Origin of the sequence: Azospira sp. I09, from assembly GCF_009177135.1 — a bacterium.
In the GTDB taxonomy this organism is placed as follows: domain Bacteria; phylum Pseudomonadota; class Gammaproteobacteria; order Burkholderiales; family Rhodocyclaceae; genus Azospira; species Azospira oryzae.
Genome location: NZ_AP021844.1, coordinates 486958 through 510657, shown reverse-complemented (window position 1 = coordinate 510657; position 23700 = coordinate 486958). Strand labels below are relative to the sequence as shown.

Annotated in this window: 18 protein-coding genes; 14 read left to right on the top strand and 4 right to left on the bottom strand. The window is 68.3% G+C overall.

Annotation, left to right across the window (positions count from 1 at the left end; translation table 11 throughout):
• Nucleotides 1-127: 127 nt before the first annotated feature.
• The 4 genes from AZSP09_RS02365 to AZSP09_RS02350 are packed head-to-tail and all read left to right on the top strand — an operon-like array spanning nt 128 to nt 4825.
• Nucleotides 128-1618, top strand: a complete 1491-nt coding sequence (locus tag AZSP09_RS02365) for a TolC family protein (protein WP_232058836.1) — start codon at nt 128-130, stop codon at nt 1616-1618.
• A 2-nt stretch (nt 1619-1620) separates the two neighbouring features.
• The gene (locus AZSP09_RS02360; RefSeq protein ID WP_152089059.1) at nt 1621-2865 is read left to right on the top strand and encodes an efflux RND transporter periplasmic adaptor subunit; all 1245 of its coding nucleotides are present in this window, start codon (nt 1621-1623) and stop codon (nt 2863-2865) included.
• Nucleotides 2865-3611, top strand: a complete 747-nt coding sequence (locus tag AZSP09_RS02355) for an ABC transporter ATP-binding protein (RefSeq protein ID WP_152089058.1) — start codon at nt 2865-2867, stop codon at nt 3609-3611. The genes AZSP09_RS02360 and AZSP09_RS02355 overlap by 1 nt, the downstream gene beginning before the upstream one ends.
• A complete protein-coding gene (locus tag AZSP09_RS02350) occupies nt 3605-4825 on the top strand; it encodes an ABC transporter permease (protein WP_014237894.1) in 1221 nt (406 codons plus the stop codon). Before AZSP09_RS02355 ends, AZSP09_RS02350 begins: the two co-directional genes overlap by 7 nt.
• A gap of 240 nt (nt 4826-5065) precedes the next feature.
• Here AZSP09_RS02350 and AZSP09_RS02345 read toward each other — a convergent pair whose 3' ends face one another.
• Complete coding sequence (locus AZSP09_RS02345; protein ID WP_130458645.1) at nt 5066-6562, bottom strand: methyl-accepting chemotaxis protein; 1497 nt, start codon at nt 6560-6562, stop codon at nt 5066-5068.
• A 231-nt stretch (nt 6563-6793) separates the two neighbouring features.
• Between AZSP09_RS02345 and AZSP09_RS02340 the strand changes: the two genes are divergently transcribed.
• The 5 genes from AZSP09_RS02340 to bioD all read left to right on the top strand — a co-directional run bounded on the left by AZSP09_RS02340 (nt 6794) and on the right by bioD (nt 11647).
• Nucleotides 6794-8122 carry an adenosylmethionine--8-amino-7-oxononanoate transaminase gene (locus AZSP09_RS02340; protein ID WP_152089057.1) on the top strand — a complete coding sequence of 443 codons (1329 nt, stop codon included), beginning with the start codon at nt 6794-6796 and terminating at the stop codon, nt 8120-8122.
• A complete protein-coding gene (gene bioF, locus AZSP09_RS02335) occupies nt 8119-9294 on the top strand; it encodes an 8-amino-7-oxononanoate synthase (protein WP_014237897.1) in 1176 nt (391 codons plus the stop codon). Before AZSP09_RS02340 ends, bioF begins: the two co-directional genes overlap by 4 nt.
• Nucleotides 9295-9304: 10 nt before the next feature.
• On the top strand, nt 9305-10057 hold the full coding sequence (locus tag AZSP09_RS02330; protein WP_152089056.1) for an alpha/beta fold hydrolase: 753 nt from the start codon (nt 9305-9307) through the stop codon (nt 10055-10057).
• The gene (gene bioC, locus AZSP09_RS02325; protein ID WP_152089055.1) at nt 10057-10830 is read left to right on the top strand and encodes a malonyl-ACP O-methyltransferase BioC; all 774 of its coding nucleotides are present in this window, start codon (nt 10057-10059) and stop codon (nt 10828-10830) included. The genes AZSP09_RS02330 and bioC overlap by 1 nt, the downstream gene beginning before the upstream one ends.
• 163 nt (nt 10831-10993) lie before the next feature.
• Complete coding sequence (gene bioD / locus AZSP09_RS02320; protein WP_152089054.1) at nt 10994-11647, top strand: dethiobiotin synthase; 654 nt, start codon at nt 10994-10996, stop codon at nt 11645-11647.
• Nucleotides 11648-11836: 189 nt separating this feature from the next.
• Here bioD and AZSP09_RS02315 read toward each other — a convergent pair whose 3' ends face one another.
• The gene (locus AZSP09_RS02315; protein WP_172974677.1) at nt 11837-14980 is read right to left on the bottom strand and encodes a PAS domain-containing hybrid sensor histidine kinase/response regulator; all 3144 of its coding nucleotides are present in this window, start codon (nt 14978-14980) and stop codon (nt 11837-11839) included.
• A gap of 226 nt (nt 14981-15206) precedes the next feature.
• Here AZSP09_RS02315 and AZSP09_RS02310 point away from each other — a divergent pair, with 226 nt between their 5' ends.
• The 5 genes from AZSP09_RS02310 to AZSP09_RS02290 are packed head-to-tail and all read left to right on the top strand — an operon-like array spanning nt 15207 to nt 19142.
• A complete protein-coding gene (locus AZSP09_RS02310; protein WP_152089052.1) occupies nt 15207-15746 on the top strand; it encodes a septation protein A in 540 nt (179 codons plus the stop codon).
• Nucleotides 15746-16048 (top strand): YciI family protein, encoded by a 303-nt coding sequence (locus AZSP09_RS02305; protein ID WP_014237903.1) that lies wholly within the window; start codon nt 15746-15748, stop codon nt 16046-16048. Before AZSP09_RS02310 ends, AZSP09_RS02305 begins: the two co-directional genes overlap by 1 nt.
• Before the next feature lie 17 nt (nt 16049-16065).
• The gene (locus AZSP09_RS02300; RefSeq protein ID WP_043799444.1) at nt 16066-16317 is read left to right on the top strand and encodes a BolA family protein; all 252 of its coding nucleotides are present in this window, start codon (nt 16066-16068) and stop codon (nt 16315-16317) included.
• A gap of 42 nt (nt 16318-16359) precedes the next feature.
• The gene (locus AZSP09_RS02295; RefSeq protein WP_152089051.1) at nt 16360-17160 is read left to right on the top strand and encodes a peptidylprolyl isomerase; all 801 of its coding nucleotides are present in this window, start codon (nt 16360-16362) and stop codon (nt 17158-17160) included.
• A 53-nt stretch (nt 17161-17213) separates the two neighbouring features.
• Complete coding sequence (locus AZSP09_RS02290; protein WP_014237906.1) at nt 17214-19142, top strand: GGDEF domain-containing protein; 1929 nt, start codon at nt 17214-17216, stop codon at nt 19140-19142.
• Between the two features lie 21 nt (nt 19143-19163).
• Here AZSP09_RS02290 and AZSP09_RS02285 read toward each other — a convergent pair whose 3' ends face one another.
• Both AZSP09_RS02285 and purL read right to left on the bottom strand, forming a co-directional pair.
• Complete coding sequence (locus AZSP09_RS02285; protein WP_130458653.1) at nt 19164-19571, bottom strand: bacteriohemerythrin; 408 nt, start codon at nt 19569-19571, stop codon at nt 19164-19166.
• Nucleotides 19572-19657: 86 nt separating this feature from the next.
• A complete protein-coding gene (gene purL / locus AZSP09_RS02280) occupies nt 19658-23635 on the bottom strand; it encodes a phosphoribosylformylglycinamidine synthase (RefSeq protein ID WP_152089050.1) in 3978 nt (1325 codons plus the stop codon).
• Nucleotides 23636-23700 lie beyond the last annotated feature (65 nt).

Genomic DNA, 23700 nt, shown 5'->3' with positions numbered 1-23700 from the left:
CGCCCCCGCCCGGCAGGATGGCCGGACGGGGGCCGATGCAACATCCGGTAACAACTTGCCGTCCCGGTACGGCCCAGGGGCCCGCTATACTTCGGCTCAAAATTCCTAAGGCTCCGGCCGCGCCCCGATGAAACCCGCAACCATGCCCGTGACGGCACCTGCCCGCTCCGCTTTCGCCCCCCTTCCCCTGACCCTGGCGTTCGCCGCGGTCCTGGCCGCCGCCCCGGCCCTGGCCCTGGACCCCCTGGGCAGCGATGCCCTGGCGCCACCCCGGCCGACCCTCGGCGGCAGCGAGGGCCAGGGCGCCAATCCCTGCCCCGAGCAGCCGGTGAGCGGCCCCCTGTCCCTCACCGAGGTGGTGGAGCGGGCCCTCTGCCACAATCCCCAGACCCGGGAAGTGTGGGCCAACGCCCGGGCCCAGGCGGCCCTGGTGGGCGTGGCCCAGGCGGCCTACCTGCCCGGCCTCAGCCTCAGCGCCGGCCAGAGCCGCAACCGCAACGACAGCCGCAAGCCGGAGAGCTACACCCAGAAAAATGCCGGCCTGACACTTTCCTACCTGCTGTTCGACTTCGGCGCCCGGGCCGCCACCCTGGAGAATGCGCGGCAGTTGCTGGCCGCCGCGGCCGCCACCCAGGACAGCACGGTGCAGGCCGTGTTCCTCGCCGCCCTGCAGGCCTACTACCAGGTCCAGGCCACCGAGGCGGCCCTGGTGGCCGCCCGGGAATCGGAACGGGCCAGCCTGGAAAGCTTCAACGCCGCCGATGCCCGCTACAAGGTGGGCACCGCCACCCCGGCGGACCGGCTGCAGGCCCAGACCGCCTACTCCCAGGCCTCCCTCAAGCGCATCCAGGCCGACCGGGATTTCAAGAATGCCCAGGGCACCCTGGCCAACGTCATCGGCGGCGAGGCCCACCGTCCGCCGGCCCTGGTGCCGGCCACGCCGGTGGTCGCCCCGACCCGGGAATTCACGGCGGATGTGGACGCCCTGGTGGCGGAAGCCCGGCGCCGCCGGCCCGACCTGGTGGCGGCGGAAGCCCAGTACCAGGCGGCCCAGGCCAATGTGGAAGCGGTGCGCGCCGCCGGCCTGCCCACCCTGTCCCTCACCGCCGGCCCGGCCTACCAGGATCTGGGCGGCAACGTCAGCAATACCTCGAGCATCGGCGTCACCCTCAACGTGCCCCTGTTCACCGGTTTTTCCACCACCTACAAGGTGCGCAACGCCGAATCACTGAAGGAAGCCCGGGAAGCCCAGCGGGAGCGCATCCGCCAGCAGGTGGCCCTGGACGTGTGGAAGGCCTATCAGGGCCTCATCACCGCCGGCCAGTCCCTGCAGACCACCGCCGACCTCCTGGTCTCCGCCGAGGCGGCGGAAAAGGTCGCCCTGGGCCGCTACAAGGCCGGCCTGGGCAGCATCCTGGACGTCCTCAACGCCCAGAGCGCCCTGGCGGCGGCCCGCCAGCAGCGGGTCCAGGCCACCTTTGAGTGGAACGTCTCCCGCGCCACCCTGGCCCAGTCCATGGGCAACCTGGACATTTCCCTGCTGCAAAGCCTCCCCGACGCAGCCACCGCCAATGCCGGCCAGTCCGCCGCCAGCGGCCCCATCCAAGGCTCCAACTGATCATGAAACGCCCCCAGAAGAAAACCGTCGTCCTGATTCTGGCCGCCCTGCTCCTCGCCGGCGGCGGCTACGTCGCCTACCAGAAGCTCACCGCCCCGGGCCTGGAGCAGCGCTACAAGCTGCAGACCCTGGAAAAGGGGGAACTGACCCAGAGCGTCTCGGCCAACGGCACCCTCAACCCGGTGACCCTGGTCAATGTGGGTACCCAGGTTTCCGGCACGGTGAAAAAGCTCTACGTGGATTTCAACGACCAGGTGAAGCAGGGCCAGATCCTGGCCGAGCTGGACGACTCCCTCTATTCCGCCCAGGTGCACCAGAGCGATGCCAACATCGCCAGCGCCAGGGCCTCCCTGGACCTGGCCATCGCCAGCGAGGAACGCATGAAGTCCCTCTTCGCCCAGGAATACGTCAGCCGCCAGGAGCTGGACCAGGCGGTGCAGGCCCGCCGCAGCGCCCAGGCCCAGCTCAACCAGTACAAGGCGGCCAACGACAAGGACCGGGCCAACCTGGGCTACTCGGTGATCCGCTCCCCGGTTTCCGGCGTGGTGGTGGACCGGCAGATCGACGTGGGCCAGACCGTGGCCGCCAGCTTCCAGACCCCCACCCTGTTCAAGATCGCCCAGGATCTGACGGCCATGCAGATCTACACCAGCTTCGCCGAGGCCGACATCGGCAACATCAAGGTGGGCCAGCCGGTGAAGTTCAATGTGGATGCCTTTCCCAACCGCCAGTTCAAGGGCGAGGTGAAGCAGGTGCGGCTCAACCCCACCACCCAGCAGAACGTGGTCACCTACAACGTGGTGGTGGTGGTGGACAACCCGGAGCAGATCCTCCTGCCGGGCATGACCGCCTATGTGAACATCGCCGTGGCCAAACGCAACGAGGTACTGCTGGTGCCCAACGCCGCCCTGCGCTACAAGCCCAACGGCGGCCAGAAGCCGGCCCCGAATGCCGCCAGCAATGGCGCCCCGGCCGGCGGCCCGCCGGGAGCAGCCGGCCCCGGCAACGGCAAGGGTGCCGGCGAGCGCCAGCGCAAGCGGGACAGCGCCAGCGGCACCGTCCATGTGCTGCGCGGCGGCGAAGTGGTGCCGGTCAGCGTCAGCCTGGGCATCACCGACAACCGCAACACGGAAATCGTCGGCGGCGAACTCAATGCGGGGGACCAGGTGATCGTCGGCGAGAACCTGCCGGACGGCGCCAATGCGGGCGGCAGCAGCGGCGGCACCATGCGCATGAGGATGTTCTGATGAGCGCTGCGACGGCCTCCGCCGACGCGGCGGCGGTGATCGAGGTGGCCGGCCTGGACAAGGCCTACGACACGCCCATGGGCCCCTTCCCGGTGCTCAAGGGCGTCAGCCTTGCCATCCATGCCGGCGAGTTCGTCGCCATCATGGGCCCCTCCGGCTCCGGCAAGTCCACCTTCATGAACATCCTGGGCTGCCTGGACCGGCCCAGCGGCGGCGACTACATCCTCGACGGCAAGCACGTCTCGGCCCTGGACAAGGACCAGACCGCCCTGCTGCGCAACCGCACCATCGGCTTCGTCTTCCAGGGCTTCAACCTGCTGCCGCGCATGAGCCTGGAGGACAACGTGGCCCTGCCCCTGGTCTATTGCGGCGTGGACAAGGAAGAGCGGCGCCAGCGGGCCCGGGAACTGCTGGCCAAGGTGGGCCTGGGCCAGTACGCCAAATCCCTGCCCAACCGCATCTCCGGCGGCCAGCAGCAGCGGGTGGCCATCGCCCGGGCTCTGGTGAACCGGCCCCGCCTGATCCTGGCCGACGAGCCCACGGGCAACCTGGACAGCCACACCAGCGAGGAGATCATGGCCCTGTTCGAGGAACTGAACCGGGAGGGCATCACCATCGTCCTGGTCACCCACGAGCCGGATATCGCCCAGCACGCCAAGCGCCAGGTGCGCTTCCTCGACGGCCGCATCGTGCACGATGCGCCGACCCACCACGACCTGCCCGCCGGGGAGACCCAGCCATGCTGACCGCCATGCTCGGCGAAGCCTGGCGCGCCATGGGCGCCAACCGGCTGCGCACCTTCCTCACCATGCTCGGCATGGTCATCGGCGTCGGCGCCGTGGTGCTGATGCTGGCCATCGGCCAGGGCGCCCAGTACGCCGTGGCCCAGTCCATCAACTCCATGGGCAGCAACCTGTTCATCGTCCTCTCCGGCTTCACCAACGCCGGCGGCGTGCGCAGCGGCAGCGGCAACGCCCCCACCCTGACCGTCACCGATGCGGAAGCCATCACCGAGCTGGACGGGGTGGAAACGGCGGCGCCGGTGCACCAGGGTTCGGCCCAGCTGGTGTATGGCTCGAGCAACTGGAACTCCTACGTCATCGGTACCACGCCGGCCTATCTGGACGTGCGCTCCTGGGCCCTGGTGGACGGCTCGCCCTTCACCGATTCGGACCTGCGGGCCTCGACCCGGGTGGCCCTGATCGGCAAGACCGCGGCCCAGAACCTGTTCGGTGCCGAGAACCCGACGGGCAAGACCCTGCGCATCGGCCAGGCCCCCTTCCTCATCCTCGGCGTGCTGGCACCCAAGGGCCAGAGCCTGGACGGGCGGGACCAGGACGACGTACTCATCGTTCCCCTCACCACGGCCCAGCGCAAGCTCTTCGGCACGCCCTTCCAGGGCTCGGTGCGGGCCATCATGGTCAAGGCCGCGGCGCCCGAGGTGATGCCGGCGGTGGAAAATTCCATGAACGCCCTGCTGCGCCAACGGCACCGCATCCGCCCCGGCCAGGACGACGACTTCAACGTGCGCAACCTCACCGCCGTGGCCGACTCGGCGGCGGAGACCACCCGCATCATGTCCCTGCTGCTGGGCGCCATCGCCTCCGTCTCCCTGCTGGTGGGCGGCATCGGCATCATGAACATCATGCTGGTCTCGGTCACCGAACGGACCCGGGAGATCGGCATCCGCATGGCCATCGGCGCCCGGGAGAAGGACATCCTGACCCAGTTCCTGCTGGAGGCCATCGTCATCTCCATCGCCGGCTGCCTCATCGGCCTGCTGCTGGGCATCGGCGGCGCCGTGCTGACCAACCTGCTCACCGGCACCGCGGTGATCATCTCCGGCAGTTCGGTCATCGTCGCCTTCAGCGTCGCCGCCGGGGTCGGCATCTTCTTCGGCTACTACCCGGCCCGCAAGGCCGCCCGCCTGGACCCCATCGAGGCCCTGCGCTACCAGTAGGACTTCGCAAAGCCCTGCCCCACCAGGCAGAAGGGACGCCACTCTTCACCGCATCACCGTGGAGAATGGCGTCCCTTATACGTTTCAGGACAGGCAATAAAAGCGGGCCACAGAGGGCACAGAGAACACAGAGTTGAAGCGTCGCCGTGGCAAAGCTGGGGGCGAAAAAAAACGGCGGCCCGTGGCCGCCGTTTTTAATCTCTGTGTTCTCTGTGCCCTCTGTGGCTAAGCTTTCCCGCCTCAGTCGATGCGGAAGAAAGCGATGTTCTGCTTCAGCCGCTCGGCCTGGGAATGGAGTTCCTGGGCCGTGGCCGCCAGTTCCTCGGAGGCACTGGCGTTGTGCTGGGTGGTCTGGTTCACCTGGCTGATGGCCTGGCTGATCTGGCCGGCGCCGATGGCCTGTTCCTCGGAGGAGGCGGCGATTTCCTTGACCAGCTGGGCGGTCTTTTCGATGTTGGGCATCATGTCCTGGAACAGGCGCCCGGCGTTTTCCGCCTGCTCCACGCTCTTGCCGGCCAGTTCACCGATCTCGTGGGCGGCGGCCTGGGAACGCTCGGCCAGCTTGCGCACCTCGCCGGCCACCACGGCGAAGCCCTTGCCGTGCTCGCCGGCCCGGGCCGCCTCAATGGCGGCGTTGAGGGCCAGCAGATTGGTCTGGTAGGCGATCTCGTCCACGATGCCGATCTTGTCGGCGATCTGCTTCATGGCCTCCACCGTGGCGCCCACGGTCTTGCCGCCGACCTGGGCATCGCTGGCGGCCCGGGCCGACATGTCCTGGGTCAGGTGGGCATTGTCCTTGTTGTGCTCGATATTGGCCGACATCTGCTCGATGGAGGCGGAGGTCTCCTCGACGCTGGCGGCCTGCTCGGAGGCGGACTGGGAGAGGCTGTGGGAGGTGACGCTGACCTGGTCCGAGGCATTGACCAGGGCATCGGCGCTGACCCGCACCTCCTGGATGACCTTGCGGGTGCGGTCGATCATGCGTTCGGCCGCCTGCAGCATGAGGCCGATTTCATCCTTGGCGTCGGAGGAGGCATGGACCGTCATGTCGCCCTCGGCCAGGGCCTCCATCACCTTCTGCATGCGCTGCACCGGCCCGACGATGGTCTTCATCAGATAGACGGAGAAACCGATGAGCAGGATCAGGCCGCCGATGGCCAGGCTGCCCTGGGTGGTGGCAGCCTTGAAGAAGACCGCATCCACGTCGTCGATGTAGATGCCCGAGCCCACCAGCCAGCCCCATTCCTTGAAGGCCTTGACGTAGGAGATCTTCTCCACCGGCTCGCTCTTGCCCGGCTTGGGCCAGAAATAGGCGTAGTAGCCCTGGCCCACGTCCCGGCCGATGCGGGACATTTCCGAGAACAGGCGGTTGCCCTTGGGGTCCTTGGTCTCGGCGAAATTCTTGCCATCCATCTCCGGCTTGATGGGATGCATGACGATGTTGGCGTTGAAGTCCATGAGGAAGAAATATTCCTCGCCCTCGTAGCGCAGGCCCTTGATGGCGGCGGCGGCGGTCTGCCGCGCGTCCTCCTCGGAGAGGCGGCCGGCCTGCTGCTCCCGGTAGTAGTAGGCCAGGATGCCGTGGGCCGTTTCCACCACGTTCTTGGTCTTCAGCTTGCGGTCTTCCAGCAGGTTTTCCTTGAGCAGGAACAGCCCCTGGCCGGAATTGACGAGGAAGCCGGCGACCGCCAGGGCCACCAGCAGGAAAAGCTTCCAACCCAGCTTCATGTTTTTCATCGATTGTCTCCCGCCTCTCAACCCTTAGTTGTGCCAGCGATATTGTTTTGGTCGGCCCCTCCCCGCCTCGGTCGGCGGGGCTGCCGCAGGCTATTCTAGCCATTTTGTCGCCGTCTTTGCGCATCGCTTTTGGCACTGGCCTGCCGGGGCGGGTAAAATGGCGGGCTTGAGGTGGTGGCCCCGGCGCCGCGACCTGTCCACCATCCCTGCCCACCATCCCGCCCACGCCCCATGTCCGCAAACCGCCGCCTCCTGGACCGCAGCCTTGCCGCTGTCTGGCATCCGTGCACCCAGATGCAGCACCACCTGGCGGCCGACGGACTGCCCCTGATCCCCATCCAGAGCGGCGCAGGGGTATGGCTGACAGACTTCGACGGCCGCCGTTACCTGGACGGGGTCAGCTCCTGGTGGGTCAATCTCTTCGGCCACCGCAACCCGCGCATCAACGCTGCCCTCAGGGACCAGCTGGAAACCCTGGAGCACGTGATCCTGGCCGGCTTCACCCACGAGCCGGTGGTGCAGCTCTCCGAACGCCTCTCCGCTCTCACCGGCGGCGCCCTGGGCCACGCCTTCTACGCCTCCGACGGCGCCTCGGCCACCGAGATCGCCCTGAAGATGTCGCACCACTACTGGCGCAACACGGGCCAGCCGGAGAAGACCGATTTCCTTTGCCTGGAAGGCAGCTACCACGGCGAGACCGTGGGCGCCCTGGCGGTCACCGACGTAGCCCTGTTCAAGGATGCCTACGCTCCCCTGATCCGCCCCGCCGCCGTCCTGCCCTCCCCCGACGCCCGCCTGGCGCGGGACGGCGAGACCGCCGCCGACGTGGCCCGGCGCGCCGCCGCGGCCCTGGAAGCCCATCTGCAAGCCCACCACGGCCACATCGCCGCCCTCATCGTGGAGCCCCTGATCCAGTGCGCCACCGGCATGGCCATGCACGATCCGCTCTACCTGAGTCTGGCGCGGCAGGCCTGCGACCGCTACGGCGTGCACCTCATCTGCGACGAGATCGCCGTGGGCTTTGGCCGCAGCGGCACCTTCTTCGCCCATGAGCAGGCCAACATCCGGCCGGACTTCCTCTGCCTCTCCAAGGGCATCACCGGCGGCTACCTGCCCCTCTCCGTGGTGCTGACCACCGACACCGTGTATGAAGCCTTCCTCGACGATGCCGTGACCCGGGGCTTCCTCCACTCCCATTCCTACACCGGCAACGCCCTGGCCTGCCGGGCCGCCCTGGCCACCCTGGACATCTTCGAGCAGGACGACGTGATCGCCGCCAACCGGCTGCTCTCGGAGCGCCTGCACCAGCTGCTGGAACCCCTGCGCCAGCATCCCCGGGTGCGCCACTACCGGCGCCGCGGCATGATCCTGGCGTTCGACGTGGAAGGGGCCGACGCCTCCTTCTCCCGCCGCTTCTACAAGGCCGGCCTGGAGCGGGAACTGATGCTGCGCCCCATCGGCAACACGGTCTATCTGATGCCGCCCTACGTGCTCTCCGAGGACGAGGCCCGCCATCTCTGCCAGGGCACCCTGGCCACCCTGGAGGCCACACTCGCATGATCTGGGAAAGCCTGGACGCCGAACTCAAAGCCATCGAAGCCGAAGGCCTGACCCGCCGCCGCCGCATCGTCGATTCCCCCTGCGGGCCGGAAATGGTGGCGGACGGCAAGCCGGTGCTGGCCTTCTGCAGCAACGACTACCTGGGCCTGGCCAACCACCCGGAAATCGCCGAGGCCATGGCCGAGGGCGCCCGGCAGTGGGGCGCCGGCTCCGGCGCCTCCCATCTGGTGAGCGGCCACCTGCGCCCCCACCACCAGCTGGAAGAAGCCCTGGCCGCCTTCGTCATGCGCCAGCGGGCCCTGTACTTCTCCACCGGCTACATGGCCAACCTGGCCATGATTCCGGCCCTGGTGGGCCGGGGCGACGCGGTCTTCGCCGACAAGCTCAACCACGCCTCCCTCATCGATGCGGTGCAGCTCTCCCGGGCCGACAGCCACCGCTACCGGCACCTGGACCTGGCCCATCTGGAAAGCCAGCTGGCCGCCAGCCAGGCGCCGCGCAAGATGATCGTCACCGACGCCATCTTCAGCATGGACGGCGACATCGCCCCCCTGGAAGAACTCTACGAACTGGCCGAGAAATACGACACCTGGCTGGTCATCGACGACGCCCACGGCTTCGGCGTGGTGGGCCAGGGCCGGGGCAGCGCCGCCGCGGTGAAGCTCATTCCCTCGCCCCGGGTCCTCTACATGGGCACCCTGGGCAAGGCCGCCGGCGTCTCCGGCGCCTTCGTCGCCGGCAGCGCTAAGGTCCTGGAATGGCTGCTGCAGAAGGCCCGCACCTACATTTTCACCACCGCCGCCAGCCCGGCCGTGGCCTGCGCCCTGCAGAAGAGCCTGGAACTGATCGCCGCCGGCAGCGAGCGCCGGGCCCATCTGGTGACCCTCATCGCCCGCCTGCGCCTGGGCCTGGAACCCCTCTGCGCCGAGCGGGGCTGGCAGCTGCTGGATTCCCCCACTCCCATCCAGCCCCTGGTCATCGGCGACAACGAACCCACCCTGGCCCTGAGCCGGGCCCTGCTGGAGCGGGGCATCTGGGTGCCCGCCATCCGCCCGCCCACCGTGGCCAAGGGCCAGGCCCGGCTGCGCATCACCCTTTCCGCCGCCCACACCGTGGGCCAGGTGGACGCCCTGGTGGCGGCCCTGGCCGAATGCGGGCCGCTGAAAAATTGAGTCCGACGCCATGAATTCCCCCACCAAGCGCCCCCTGGCCCTGCTCCACGGCTGGGGCCTGGATTCCCGGGTGTGGGAGGCCCTGCTGCCCCACCTGACGCCCCATTTCTCCGTCACCCGGCTGCAGTTGCCCGGTTATCCGGGCCGACCCGACGGCGCCGACTCGGTGGCCGCCACCGTGGACGCCCTGCTGGCCGACGTGCCCGAGGGCGCCCTGCTGCTCGGCTGGTCCCTCGGCGGCCAGCTGGCCCAGCTGATGGTGGCCCGGGCCCCCAAGCGCATCGCCGGCCTGGTGCTGGTGGCCACCTCGCCCCGCTTCCTCGCCGGCAACGGCTGGAACGCCGGCCAGCCGGCCAGCCTGCTCGGCGGTTTCTCCGCCGCCGTGGGCCTGGCCCCGGGCCCGGTGCTGCCGCGCTTCGCCACCCTGATGAACCAGGGCGACAGCCTGGCCAAGGACATCAACCGCCAGCTGGCGCCCCTGACCAAGGCCCCCCTGGCGGAAAAGGCCGCCCTGCTGCGGGGCCTGGACTGGCTGCGGGACCTGGACCTGCGCCCCCTGGCGCCCAAGCTGCCCCATCCGGCCCTGGTCATCCACGGCGAGGCCGATCCCCTGATGCCGGTGGAGGCCGCCCGCTGGCTGGCCGCCCAGCTGCCCCACGGCCAACTGCAGCTCATGGCGGAGGCCGCCCACACCCCCTTCCTGCACGATCCGGCCGCCTTCGCCGGCCATCTGCAGGCCTGGGCGGAAGGACTGCCCGCCTGATGGAAAAACGCCACATCCGCCGCGCCTTCGACCGGGCCGCCGACTCCTACGACCAGGCCGCGGCCCTGCAACGCCAGGTGTGCGACGCCCTGGAATCCTCCCTGCCGCCCGGGGACGGCCAGCTGCCCGCCGGCTTTCTCCTCGACGCCGGCTGCGGCACCGGCTACGGCGCCGGCCTGCTGGCCCACCGCTATCCGGGCCACCCCCTGCTCCTGGCCGACTTCGCCCCGGCCATGCTGGCCCGGGCCCGGGAAGGGGACAACGGCGGCCTGCCGCTGTGCGCCGACCTGGAACATCTGCCCCTGGCCGCCGGCAGCGCCGCCCTCTACTGGTCCAGCCTGGCCGTGCAGTGGTGCGACCTGGGCCACAGTCTCAAGGAAGCGGCCCGGGTGCTGGCGCCCGGCGGCGTCCTCGCCTTCAGCACCCTGGGGCCCGGCACCTTCGCCGAACTGGGGGAGGCTTTCGCCGGCATCGACAGCCATCGCCACGTGCTGCCCTTCGCGCCTCCGGCCACCTGCGGCGAAGCCATGCTCGGCGCCGGTTTCCAGGAACTGCGGGTGGAGCGGCGCAAGCTGCAGATCTTCTACCCGGACCTGCGCAGCCTGCTGCGGGCCATCAAGGACATCGGCGCCAACCAGGTGGGCGGCGCCCGCCGCACCGGCTTCCTCGGCAAGGCCGCCTGGAAAACCGTGGAAGCGCGCTACGAACGCCACCGCAGCGCCGCCGGCCTGCCCGCCACCTACGATGTGGTGCTGTGCACGGCGGTGAAGTGAGCGGGTACAAAAACCTTTGCCACAGAGGGCACAGAGAACGCGGAGGGGAAAAACCGTCCGGATGCCACGGTTGGTGGCGGCATTCCATCCCCTCAATGTTTCATGCCTTTCTCTGTGATCTCTGTGCCCTCTGTGGCCAACGCCTTTCAGTGAGGACCGCACCATGAAACAGGGTTATTTCATCGCCGGCACCGATACGGAAATCGGCAAGACCTTCTCCGCCTGCGCCCTGCTGCACGCCGCCCGGCGCCAGGGGCTGTCGGCCCTGGCCATGAAGCCGGTGGCGGCCGGCACCGAGGCCGACGGGGAAAACGACGACGTGCGCCGCCTGATGGCCGCCGCCTCCGTGGCGGCGCCCCGGGACCTGGTCAATCCCTATCTGTTCGCCCCGCCCATCGCTCCCCACATCGCCGCCGCCGAAGCCGGCCGCCCCATCAAGGCAGCGGTGATCCGCCATGCCTTTCAGGAGCTCAAGCCCCTGGCCGAGGTGCTGATCGTGGAAGGAGTGGGCGGCTGGCGCGTGCCCCTGGGGGACGATTTCGACGCCGCCGACCTGGCCCGGGAACTGGGCCTGCCGGTGATCCTGGTGGTGGGCATGCGCCTGGGCTGCATCAGCCACGCCCTGCTCACGGCCGAATCCATCGCCGCCCAGGGCCTGCCCCTGGCGGGCTGGGTGGCCAACCGCATCGATCCGGCCATGAGCCGCTTCGAGGAAAACCTGGCCTGCCTGGAGCGGGCCCTGCCGGCGCCCCTGCTGGGCGTCATTCCCCACGGCGTGGACGCTGCCGCGGCCGGCGACCTGCTGCGCCTGCCCTAGGCACCCGGCAACAAATCCCTGCGGGCACCCGGCCAGGAGGCGCATCCCTGGCCGATGTCCGGCATGGCATGACGGAAAGCGGCGCCGAACGGGCGTCTCCGGCCTGCCGCCGCACGCAACCCACGACTTCCGATCCGCAGCGGGCCGTCCGGACCCAGCTCCCCCACGGCAGGCTCCCGGCCTGCCGTTTCAGGCGGCGGGCGCGCCCGCCAAGAGTTCCTGGCGCACCAGTTCCAGTTCTTCCTGCAGTTGCCGCACCAGCACGCCCAGGGTTTCCACGTGGCCGCCCTTGGCCCGGGTTTCCAGTTCCAGGGCCAGGGCCGTGCCGCGGCCGGCGCTGAAGGTGGCCAGCAGCCCTTTCAGGGTGTGGGCCTCCCGCGACAGGGCCTCCATGTCCTGCCCCGCCAGGGCGGCGTTGAGGCGCTGCAGGTAGTTGGGCAGGTCGTCGCTGAACATTTTCACCAGCATGGCGAACAGTTCCTCGTCCCCTTCCAGGCGGGCCACGGCTTCGGCCCGGTCGCAGCGGCGCAGCGCCGCCGGCGCCGACTCGAAAGGGGCCGCGGCAGCCGCCGCCTGGCCGTCTGCGGGTATCGCCGCAGCGGCGCCGGCCTGGCGCAACAGCTCGGACGGCAGCACATCGGCCATGGCAGAGAAGAATTCGTCCCGGCGCAGGGGCTTGGAAACGTAGCCGTCCATGCCCGCCTCCAGGCACAGTTCCCGGTCCCCGGCCATGGCGTTGGCGGTCATGGCGACGATGGGCAGGTGCTGGCCGTCGCCCCGGGCCGCTTCCGCCGCCCGGATGCGGCGGGTGGCTTCGAGGCCGCCCATGACCGGCATCTGCATGTCCATCAGCACCAGGTCGAAATGGTCCGTCGCCAGGGCCGCCAGGGCCTGCTGGCCGTTGTCCGCCAGGGTCACGCGGTGGCCCCGCTTCTGCAGCAGGGTCAGCACCAGCTTCTGGTTCACCGGGTTGTCCTCGGCCACCAGCAGGCGCAGGGGCGGCAGCACCACCTCACCCCGGCCGGCGTCGGCCTCGCCACTCTCGGCCGGACCGGCCACGGCCTCCAGGCGGGCAGTGAAATGGAAGGTGCTGCCCTGGCCCGGGTCGCTCTCCACCCACATGTGGCCGCCCATCAGGCGCACCAGCCGGGTACAGATGGTGAGGCCCAGGCCGGTGCCGCCGAAGCGGCGGGTGACCGAGCTGTCGGCCTGGGAGAAGGCCTCGAAGATGAGCTGCTGCTTGTCCGCCGGAATGCCGATGCCGGTATCGCTGACGGCGAAGTGCAGGAGCCCGTCCCGGGCTTCGATGCGCACCGCCACCTGGCCTTCCTCGGTGAATTTGATGGCGTTGCCCACCAGGTTGATGAGCACCTGGCGCAGCCGCCCCGGATCCCCCAGATAGCCGTCGGCCACCTCCTCCGGCACCTCGCAGCGCAGCGTCAGGCTGCGCTGGCGGGCGCGCAGTTCCAGGGGCTTGAGGGTTTCCCGCAGCAGCTGGCGCAGGTGGAAGTGGATGTGCTCCAGCTCCAGCTTGCCGGCCTCGATCTTGGAGAAGTCCAGGATGTCGTTGATGATCACCAGCAGGGCGTCGGCGGAGGACTTGACCATCTCCAGGTAGTCCCGCTGCTCCGGCGTCAGGGCCGAATCCAGGGCCAGGTCGGTCATGCCCAGAATGCCGTTCATGGGGGTGCGGATTTCGTGGCTCATGTTGGCCAGGAATTCGCCCTTGGCCCGGTTCGCCGATTCCGCCGCCTCCTTGGCCTGCTGCAGCTCCAGCTCCGCATGCTTGCGCTCGGTGATGTCGCGGAACAGCCACAGGTGACCCCGGTAGTCCTCCGGCTGGGCCACCTGGGGGAAGAGGTAGATGGGAATGTAGTCCCGCTCCAGGACGCGCCCGTCGGCCAGGCGGATTTCCTCGCCGAGGACGGCGCGCCGGTCCTCCACCACCGCCTCCACCCGGGGCACGAACCGGGCCCCGTCGGCGCACAGGCCCTGCAGGTGCTGCAGCACCAGGCGGCAATCCACCCCCACCAGCTCCTGGGGGTCCACATCCAGTTCGAACAGCTGGCCCAGGGCCTGGTTGGCCAGCACGATCTGGCGGTTCTCGTCCTCCACCAGGATGCCCGCCTGCATGCTCTCGATCAGGGCCGAGAGGCGGGAGGTGGTGGCCATGAGGAAGTCCTCGTCCCGCTTGCGCTCGGTGATGTCCTGGAAGGCGGCCACGGTGCCGGTGAAACGCTCGCCCTCGAAGAGGGGCACGGAAACGACGGAGATGGGGAAGACGCTGCCGTCGCTGCGGGTGAAGGCATCCAGCTCGGAACGGAAGGGCCGGCTGGCCACCGCCGGCGAGTGCAGGGGGCATTCGTCCTGGCTGACGTGGAAGCCGGTGGCGGTCTGGAAGTGGATGGTGTGGTGCACATCCTTGCCCAGCAGCTCCTGGCGGCGCCAGCCGAGCATGCGCTCGCCCTCGGCGTTGATGAAGGTGCAACGCCCCTCGGCATCGGTGGCGATGACCCCTTCCCCCAGGGCGTCGGTCAGGCTCTGCAGGAAGCGGCTGTTTTCCTCGATGGTCTCTTCCTGCTGCTTGAGGCGGCGCGAGGCCCGGTTGAGGGCCTGCACCAGCTCGCCGATCTCCAGGCTGCCGTGGTAGGCCGGCAGGCTCTGACCCCGCAGCACGTCGAGACGGGAGGCGAAATCCGTGGCCTGGCGCAGGGCCCGCAGGGGCCGCAGGAGGAACAGCAGCAACAGGGTGGTGCTGCCGATGATGGCGGCCAGGGCGGTGACGATGCTGTCCTGCCAGATGTGGCGCTGGGCATCGGCCAGCAGGTCGAGGCCGATCTCCAGGCGCAGCCAGCCCAGCACCTGGCCGCTGACCACCGGCTGCCACAGCAGCAGGCGGCGCCCGGCCGGGGTTTCCAGCAGGTTGGAGCGGGGCTCCTCGCCATGGGGCGGCAACAGGCGGGAAACGCCGTACTCGGCGCTGGAGCCGCCCTGGGCATCCTTGCGCACCGAAGCCAGGACCTTGCCCCTGGCGTCGATCAGGGTCAGGGCCTGGATGTCCGGATACTCGGCGGAGCGCAGCAGGAAATACTCGAGGGCGCTCTCGTCCCCCAGCACCATCTGGGGCGCCGCGGTGAGGGCGATGTTCTCGGCCAGGGCCTGGCTGTGGCGGGTGATGGTTTCCTGGGACAGGTCGGCCTGTTCCTGCACCGTGTAGGCGGTGAAGGCGAACACGGTGAGCATGAACAGCAGGGACACCAGCAGCGCCACCTGGGAACTGATGCGGTAGGGCAGCAGGCTGAAGCGGCGGCGGACGTCAGGAGTCTGGTTCATGGGCAAGGGCCGGAAGAACGGAAAGGGCGCCAAAAGGGCCGCCACGAAAGGGTCCGGCGGGGCCGGGGAAGCGCCTGCCGGCGGCGGGCTGCAAAGCCCCGCCCCACGGTGTTTTTCGTGACGATTTGTAACCGCAAAGTATAGCAGAGGCGCCATGGACAGCCCGGGGGAAAGCCGCCATAATCCAGCGACCCCAGCACGGCTGCATGCCCCTTTCCGGATACCCATGAAGTTTCTCTTCGACCTGTTCCCCGTCCTCCTCTTTTTCATCGCCTTCAAGTTCGCCGGCATCTACGTCGCCACCGCCGTGGCCATCGCCGCCACCTTCGGCCAGATCGGCTGGCTCAAGCTGCGCCGCCAGCCGGTGGACACCATGCTCTGGGTCAGCCTGGCCATCATCGTCATTTTCGGCGGCGCCACCCTGGTGCTGCACGACGAGACCTTCATCAAGTGGAAGCCGACGGTGCTGTACTGGATGTTCGCCCTGATCCTGGGCGGCGCCACCCTGTTCTTCCGCCGCAACCTGATCCGCAGCCTGATGCAGGAAAAGATGGAACTGCCCGATGCCGCCTGGCAGCGCATGAACCTGTCCTGGATCGCCTTTTTCAGCCTCATGGGGGCCCTCAACCTCTATGTGGCCTTCCACTACCCCACGGAAACCTGGGTCAATTTCAAACTGTTCGGCGGCATGGGCCTGATGCTGGTGTTCGTCCTCATCCAGGGGGCCATGCTGTCCAAGTACGTGAGCGACGAGGAGAAAAACTGATGCTCTACATCATCATCGGCGAAGACCGCCCCGGCAGCCTGGAGGCCCGTCTGGCCGCCCGTCCCGCCCACCTGGAGCGGCTCACCCAGCTGCAGCAGGAAGCCCGCCTGATCCTGGCCGGCCCCTGCCCCGCCATCGACTCCCCCGATCCTGGCCCGGCCGGCTTCTCCGGCAGCCTCATCGTCGCCGAGTTCGCCTCCCTGGAAGCCGCCCGTGCCTGGGCCGATGCGGACCCCTATGTGGCCGCCGGCGTCTACGCCCAGGTCACGGTCAAGCCCTTCAAGAAGGTACTGCCGGCGTGAGCGACACCCTGGCCGAAATGCAGCGGCGGCTGGCCGTGCTGGCCCCCCTGCGCCTGCACATCGACGACGAGTCGGCGGCCCACCGGGGCCATGCCGGCGCTGCCGGCGGCGGCGGCCATTACCGCCTGACCCTGGTCAGCGCCGCCTTTGCCGGCAAGAACACGGTGGCCCGCCACCGCCTGGTCTACGACGCCCTGGGCGACATGATGCGGGGGCCCATCCATGCCCTCGCCATAAATGCCCTGACGCCGGACCAAGACTCCGTATAATCGCGTTTTACCCCACCCATCACACAGCACAAGGACAAGTTCATGCAGACTATTTCCAAGTCCGCTTCCAAGCTGGCCGCCGCCCTGGTTTGCGGCGCCCTTCTCTCGGCCAATGCCATGGCCCAAAAGGCTCCCGCCGCCGTGGTGGTGAACGGCACCGCCGTGCCCCAGAGCCTGGCTGATGCCTTCATCGCCGAACAGAAGGCCCAGGGCGCCCCCGAAGGTCCGGAACTGCGCGCCGCCGTGCGCGAGGAACTGGTCCGCCGCGAAATCCTCAGCCAGGAAGCCAAGAAGAAGGGCCTGGACAAGAAGGCCGACGTCGCCGCCCAGATGGGTCTGGCCTCCCAGGCCGTGCTGATCCGCGCCTTCATCCAGGACTACCTGGCCAAGCACCCGGTCACCGATGCCCAGCTGAAGAAGGACTACGAAGAGATCAAGTCCAAGCTCGGCGGCAAGGAATACAAGGCCCGCCACATCCTGGTGGACAACGAAACCGAAGCCAAGGTGATCCTGGACAAGCTGAAGAAGGGCGAGAAGTTCGAGGAGCTGGCCAAGCAGTCCAAGGACCCCGGCTCCAAGGACAACGGCGGCGACCTGGGCTGGGCCAACCCCAGCAACTACGTCAAGCCTTTCGCCGACGCCCTGGTGCGCCTGGAAAAGGGCAAGCTGACCGATGCCCCGGTGAAGTCCGACTTCGGCTGGCACATCATTCAGCTGGAAGACACCCGTCCCCTGAACCCGCCTCCCTTCGACCAGGTCAAGGGCCAGTTGCAGCAGCGCGCCCAGCAGCAGATCGTGGAAAACATGGTCAAGGACCTGCGCGCCAAAGCCAAGGTGGAATAAGCCTGCTGGCGGCCTCTCCCCGGAGAGGCCCGCCGATCAAGGGGGAGCGGCCCATGGCCCTCCCCCTTTTTTTCGTCCTGCGTCATCGCCATGTAACCTCCCCCGCCTACAGTGGCGATCCTGCCTCCCTGGTGGAGAAGACGATGACCGCCGCCTCCCTGCTCGAACGCCTTGCCCTCAATTTCCGCGCCCACTCCCTGCCCGGCGCCGAAGAAGCCGACATCCTGCTCGAACTGATCCGGGAAGGCCGGCTCACTCCCGTCTTCCAGCCCATCCTGGACTACCGGGGCCAGTCCTACATGGGCTTCGAGGGCCTCATCCGGGGCCCCATCGACTCCCCCCTGCACACCCCGGCCGCCCTCTTCGAACTGGCCCGCCGCCTGGACCTGACCATGGAGCTGGAGCGGGCCTGCCGCATCGCCATCTTCCGCGCCTTCGCCCAGCTGAACCTGCCCGGCAACCTCTTCGTCAATGTCAGCCCCGGCTGCCTCAAGGACCCGGAATTCCGCAACGGGGAAACCCAGGGCCTGCTGCGGGAACTGGGCCTGTCCCCCAGCCGCATCATCATCGAACTGACGGAAAACCAGCAGATCGAGGACTTCGCCGACCTCCACGACGCCCTCATGCACTACCGGGGCCAGGGCTACCGCATCGCCATCGACGACCTGGGGGAGGGTTTCTCCAACCTGCGCCTGTGGTCGGAGTTGCGCCCCGAATACGTGAAGATTGACCGGCACTTCATCCAGGGCATCGCCGACGACGCCCTCAAGTTCAAGCTGGTCAGTTCCATGCACGAGATCGCCGAAACCTGCGGCGCCTACATCATCGCCGAGGGCATCGAGACCGAGGCCGACTTCACCACCGTGCGCGACCTGGGCATCGCCTGCGGCCAGGGCTTCTTCATCGCCCGCCCGGCGCCAACGCCGCGAACCCTGCCGGAAAGCGACACCCTGGCCGCCCTGAAAAATCGCCAGATCGCCATCTTCCCCAATGCCGGCGGCGCCGGCGGCAGCACCGCCCGGGCCCTCAGCCACTTCATCGAGCCCATCGCCCCGGACGCCTGCAACGACATGGTGTACCAGCGCTTCGAGGACAACCCGGAACTGCACGTGCTGCCGGTGGTGCACCAGGGCCAGCCCCTGGGCCTGATCAACCGCCACAACCTGATCGACCGCTTCGCCCGCCCCTTCCGCCGGGAGCTGTACGGCAAGAAGCCGTGCACCCTGTTCATGGACCCGGCGCCCCTGGTGGTGGACCAGAACCTGTCGGTACAGGAGGTGGGGCTGATGATCGCCCGGGCCGCCAAGCACTATCTCTACGACGGCTTCGTCATCACCGACCAGGGTTCCTACGTCGGGGTCGGCAGCGGCCAGGACCTGATGGCCATGATCACGGAAATGCAGATTTCCGCCGCCCGCTACGCCAATCCCCTGACCCAGCTGCCGGGCAACGTGCCCATCAACGAGCATGCCGAGCGCCTGCTGGAGAGCCAGACGGCCTTTGCCGCCTGCTACTACGACATCGACAACTTCAAGCCCTTCAACGACGCCTACGGCTACCGCAAGGGCGACGACGTGATCCAGATGCTGGGGCTGCTCATGGCGGAAGTGGCGGACCCGCGCCTGGACTTCATCGGCCACATCGGCGGCGACGATTTCATCATCCTGTTCCAGAGCCCGGACTGGGAGGAGCGCTGCGCCCGCGCCCTGCGCCTGTTCGACCAGCGCATGCCGGCCCTGGTGGCGCCGGAAGACCTGGCCCGGGGCGGCTTCGTCGGCGAGGACCGCAAGGGCCGCACCGTTTTCAATCCCCTGCCCTCCCTTTCCATCGGCGCCCTGCGGGTGGAGCCGGGCCTCTTCAGCTCCCACCACGAGGTGGCGGCGGCAGCCAGCATGGCCAAGAAGCAGGCAAAAAGACAGGCCGGGAGCACCCTTTTCATCGAGCGCCGCCGGCCTGGCCTGACGGCCGCAGCCGCCATCTGATTACCGTATCGTTGGGGGCGGCTAGAGGGCGCCCTTGGACTTGAGGAAAGGCACGTAGGCCCGGTCCACCTGGCAGATGTGGTGCACCAGCCATTCCTTGAGGAAATCGAGGGCTTCCATGGTCACCTCTTCCCCATCCTCGAAACGCATCAGCAGATCCATGGCCTTGCCCGTGAAACCGTCGTGTTCGGCCTTGTGGGCCGGGGTTTCCGGGTAACCGAACTGCTGGAACAACACCTCCTCGACGATGAAGTGGTTGTGGGTGTAATCCACCAGCCCCTCCAGAATCTGTCCCACCTTGTCCCGGCTGGGGGCCGGGGCGGACAGCTCGTCGTGCAGCGCGTTGGTCTGATCCACGAGCCAGTGGTGCTGCCGGTCAATCTCGGCCAGCCCCAGTTCCAGCTCCTTGGTCCATGGCATGAATGCCATCGCATACCTCCCTGAAAGTTGAGGGCCGTTCCTGTGGCGCGGCGCCGGATCTTCTGTCCGGCTGCCGCTCCCGGCCCTGGGTGTTCCTAGCCCACCCAGCGGCGGGCGTTGCGGAACATGCGCATCCAGGGGCTGTCTTCGCCCCAGGCGCTAGGATGCCATGACATTTGCACGGAGCGGAAGACCCGTTCCGGATGCGGCATCATGATGGTGAAGCGACCGTCGGCGGTGGTGAAGCCGGTGACGCCGGCAGGTGAGCCGTTGGGGTTGTAGGGATAGACCTCGGTGGGCGCACCCTTGTTGTCCACATAGCGCAGGGCCACCAGGGCCTTGGCCTGGTCCTGGGCGTTGGCGAACTCGGCCCGGCCCTCGCCGTGGGAGACGACGATGGGCATGCGGGAACCGGCCATGCCGGCGAAGAACAGGGAAGGCGACTCGGTCACTTCAGCCATGACGAAGCGGGCTTCGAACTGCTCCACGATGTTGCGCTGCAGGGCGGGCCAGTGCTCGGCACCGGGCACCAGTTCCTTGAGGGCGCTCATCATCTGGCAGCCGTTGCAGACGCCCAGGGCGAAGGTGTCGGGGCGCTGGAAGAAGGCGGAGAACTCGTCCCGGGCCTTGCCATTGAACAGGATGGTCTTGGCCCAGCCCTGGCCGGCGCCGAGCACGTCGCCGTAGGAGAAGCCGCCGCAGGCCACGGCACCCTTGAAGTCCTGCAGGGAGACCCGGCCGGCCAGGATGTCGCTCATGTGCACATCGACGGAATGGAAGCCGGCCCGGTCGAAGGCGGCGGCCATCTCGTAATGGCTGTTCACGCCCTGCTCGCGCAGGATGGCCATCTTCGGCTTGGCGCCGCTGTTGATGAAGGGGGCGGCCACGTCTTCGGCGATGTCAAAGGTGAGGCTGGCGGAGAGGCCCGGGTCCTGGGTGTCCAGGATGCGGTCGAATTCCTGCTGGGCGCAGTCCGGGTTGTCGCGCAGGGACTGCAGCTTGTAGGAGGTCTCGGACCAGGCCCGTTGCAGGTCCACCCGGCTCTCGGAGAAGAGGGGCTTGGCGTTGCGGAAGACGCGCACCTGGTCCCGGTCGTTGGGGTAACCCACCAGGGCGTAGCACTGGCCCAGGCCGGCCTCGCGCAGGATGGCGGTGATCTTCTCCCGGTCGGCCCGGCGGATCTGCACCAGGGCGCCCAGTTCCTCGTTGAACAGGGCCTTCACCAGCAGCTCCATGGAGCGGCCCTCGAGCAGGTCGGGGCGCTTCTCGGCGCCATCCACATCGTTCTGCAGGGGGTCGTAGGCCAGGATGTCGGCGTTGATGGTGATACCGCAACGGGAGGCAAAGGCCATCTCGCAGGCAGCGGCGAAGAGGCCGCCGTCGGAACGGTCGTGGTAGGCCAGCAGCAGGCCGTCCTGGTTGAGCTGCTGCACCACGGCGAAGAAGGCTGCCAGCAGCTTGGGCTCATCCAGATCGGGCACCTGTTCGCCGGTGGCGTTGTAGACCTGGGCCAGGGCGGAGCCGCCCAGGCGGTTCTTGCCGGCGGAGAGGTCCAGCAGCAGCAGTTCGGTTTCGCCCTGGTCCAGTTGCAGCACCGGGGTCAGGGTGCGGCGCACATCCGGGCTGTGGGCAAAGCCGGTGACGATGAGGGACAGGGGGGAGACCACCTGCTTCTTTTCACCGCCCTCTTCCCAGGCGGTGCGCATGGAGAGGGAATCCTTGCCCACGGGGATGGAAAGCCCCAAGGCCTGGCACACCTCGGAGGTGGCCTTGACCGTATCGAAGAGGCGGGCGTCCTCGCCCGGGTAGCCGGCAGCGGCCATCCAGTTGGCGGAGAGCTTGACGTCGGAGAGCTTGTTGATGGGGGCAGCGGCCAGGTTGGTCACCGCCTCGCCCACGGCCATGCGGCCGGAAGCGGGGGCGTCGAGCACGGCCAGGGGGGTGCGCTCGCCCATGGCGAAGGCTTCGCCCTGGTAGCCCTGGTAGCCCATCAGGGTCACGGCCACATCGGCCACGGGCACCTGCCAGGGGCCGACCATCTGGTCCCGGGCGGTCATGCCGCCGACGGAACGGTCGCCGATGGTGATGAGGAAGGTCTTGTCGGCCACGGAGGGCAGCTGCAGCACCCGGTAGCCCGCATCCTTGAGATTGATGCTGTCGGCGGCGAAGGGCACGGCGGCGGGCGCCTGGTGCACGGCCTCCCGGGTCATGCGCGGCGGCTTGCCGAGCAGGGCTTCCATGTCCATGTCCACCGGGTCCTCGCCCAGCTTGGCGTCGGTCACCTTGAGGCGGCCATCGGCGGTGGTGACGCCGACCACGGCGAAGGGACAGCGCTCCCGCTCGCACAGGGCCTTGAATTCCTCCAGGCGGGAAGGCGGCAGGGCCAGGACGTAGCGTTCCTGGGATTCGTTGCTCCAGATTTCCGCCGGGCTCATGCCCGGTTCCTCGATGGGCACGGCGCGCAGGTCGAAGGTGGCGCCGCACTGGCCGGAGTGGGCCAGCTCGGGGAAGGCATTGGACAGGCCGCCGGCACCCACGTCGTGGATGGAGAGGATGGGGTTGCCGTCGCCGGGAGCGGCGATGTCGTTCTTGGGCACACCCATCTGCCAGCAGCGGTCGATCACTTCCTGGGCACGGCGCTGGATTTCCGGATTACCCCGCTGCACGGAGGCGAAGTCCAGGTCCTCGTTGTTGGCGCCGGTGGCCATGGAGGAAGCGGCACCGCCACCCAGGCCAATGAGCATGCCGGGGCCGCCCAGCTGCACCAGCAGGGTGCCGGCGGGGAAGACTTCAGCCTTGAAGGACTGGCCGTCCTCGATGTTGCCGAGGCCGCCGGCGATCATGATGGGCTTGTGGTAACCGCGCACTTCCGGACCCACGTTCTCTTCATAGGTGCGGAAGTAGCCGGTCAGGTTGGGGCGGCCGAATTCGTTGTTGAAGGCGGCGGCGCCGATGGGGCCTTCCAGCATGATGGAGAGGGCCGAGGCGATGCGGGAAGGCTTGCCGATGCTGGTTTCCCAGGGCCGCTCGGCGCCAGGCACGAACAGGTTGGAAACGGAAAAGCCGCAGAGGCCGGCCTTGGGCTTGGAGCCGCGGCCGGTGGCGCCCTCGTCGCGGATCTCGCCGCCGGAACCGGTGGAGGCGCCGGGGAAGGGAGAGATGGCGGTGGGGTGGTTGTGGGTTTCCACCTTGGTCAGGATGTGGGTCAGCTCTTCCCTGTAGGCGTAGGAGCCGTCGGCCTGGGGGTAGAAACGGGGCACCTTGGCACCCTCGATGATGGAGGCGTTGTCCGCATAGGCCATCACCGTGCCCTGGGGATTGGCTTTGTGGGTGGCCTTGATCATGCCGAACAGGGTCTCGTCACGGGCTTCCCCATCCACCACCCAGGCGGCGTTGAAGATTTTGTGGCGGCAGTGTTCGGAATTGGCCTGGGCGAACATCATCAGTTCTACGTCGGTGGGGTTGCGCCCCGCCTTCTGGTAGATGTCCAGCAGGTAGTCAATTTCGTCCTCCGACAGGGCCAGGCCCAGGTCGGTGTTGGCCGCCACCAGGGCGGGCCGGCCGCCGGCCAGCAGGTCCACGCGGGACAGGCGCTGGGCTTCGAAATGGCGGAACAGGCCGGCGGTCTCGTCGAAGTCGGCCATGACGGATTCGGTCATGCGGTCGTGCAGCTGGGCCGCCACGGCAGCCCGTTCCTCGGCGGAAAGGCTGCGGCCGCCCGGGGTGCGCACCCAGTAGGCGATGCCCCGCTCGATGCGTTCGACGGCGGCAAGGCCCGCATTGATGGCAATGTCGGTGGCCTTGGAGGACCAGGGGGAAATGGTGCCGATGCGGGGCGTCACCAGGAACAGTTCCAGGTCGTCGCCGCGTTCCTCGCCGTGACGCTCTTCGAGCAGTCTGGCCAGCTGGCCGCGGGCATCGTCGGCCAGGGGCTGGTCGAGCTGCACGAAGTGCCAGTAGTCCGCTTCCACCCCGGCCACGGCGGGCACGGCGGCGCTCAATCGAGCCTGGAGACGTTGCAGACGGAAAGCGGAAAAGGCGGGAGCGCCACGCAGGAAGATGATGTCGGCCATGGGATTTCGAGAGGGAGTGGCTGAAGGGGTAAGGCGAAAGGCGGGATTATACCCGCTTGGCGCCC

Coding starts and splice junctions, on each gene's coding strand:
- AZSP09_RS02365 (WP_232058836.1), top strand. CDS start 128: ATGAAACCCGCAACCATGCCCGTGACGGCACCTGCCCGCTCCGCTTTC.
- AZSP09_RS02360 (WP_152089059.1), top strand. CDS start 1,621: ATGAAACGCCCCCAGAAGAAAACCGTCGTCCTGATTCTGGCCGCCCTG.
- AZSP09_RS02355 (WP_152089058.1), top strand. CDS start 2,865: ATGAGCGCTGCGACGGCCTCCGCCGACGCGGCGGCGGTGATCGAGGTG.
- AZSP09_RS02350 (WP_014237894.1), top strand. CDS start 3,605: ATGCTGACCGCCATGCTCGGCGAAGCCTGGCGCGCCATGGGCGCCAAC.
- AZSP09_RS02345 (WP_130458645.1), bottom strand. CDS start 6,562: ATGAAAAACATGAAGCTGGGTTGGAAGCTTTTCCTGCTGGTGGCCCTG.
- AZSP09_RS02340 (WP_152089057.1), top strand. CDS start 6,794: ATGTCCGCAAACCGCCGCCTCCTGGACCGCAGCCTTGCCGCTGTCTGG.
- bioF (WP_014237897.1), top strand. CDS start 8,119: ATGATCTGGGAAAGCCTGGACGCCGAACTCAAAGCCATCGAAGCCGAA.
- AZSP09_RS02330 (WP_152089056.1), top strand. CDS start 9,305: ATGAATTCCCCCACCAAGCGCCCCCTGGCCCTGCTCCACGGCTGGGGC.
- bioC (WP_152089055.1), top strand. CDS start 10,057: ATGGAAAAACGCCACATCCGCCGCGCCTTCGACCGGGCCGCCGACTCC.
- bioD (WP_152089054.1), top strand. CDS start 10,994: ATGAAACAGGGTTATTTCATCGCCGGCACCGATACGGAAATCGGCAAG.
- AZSP09_RS02315 (WP_172974677.1), bottom strand. CDS start 14,980: ATGAACCAGACTCCTGACGTCCGCCGCCGCTTCAGCCTGCTGCCCTAC.
- AZSP09_RS02310 (WP_152089052.1), top strand. CDS start 15,207: ATGAAGTTTCTCTTCGACCTGTTCCCCGTCCTCCTCTTTTTCATCGCC.
- AZSP09_RS02305 (WP_014237903.1), top strand. CDS start 15,746: ATGCTCTACATCATCATCGGCGAAGACCGCCCCGGCAGCCTGGAGGCC.
- AZSP09_RS02300 (WP_043799444.1), top strand. CDS start 16,066: ATGCAGCGGCGGCTGGCCGTGCTGGCCCCCCTGCGCCTGCACATCGAC.
- AZSP09_RS02295 (WP_152089051.1), top strand. CDS start 16,360: ATGCAGACTATTTCCAAGTCCGCTTCCAAGCTGGCCGCCGCCCTGGTT.
- AZSP09_RS02290 (WP_014237906.1), top strand. CDS start 17,214: ATGGCCCTCCCCCTTTTTTTCGTCCTGCGTCATCGCCATGTAACCTCC.
- AZSP09_RS02285 (WP_130458653.1), bottom strand. CDS start 19,571: ATGGCATTCATGCCATGGACCAAGGAGCTGGAACTGGGGCTGGCCGAG.
- purL (WP_152089050.1), bottom strand. CDS start 23,635: ATGGCCGACATCATCTTCCTGCGTGGCGCTCCCGCCTTTTCCGCTTTC.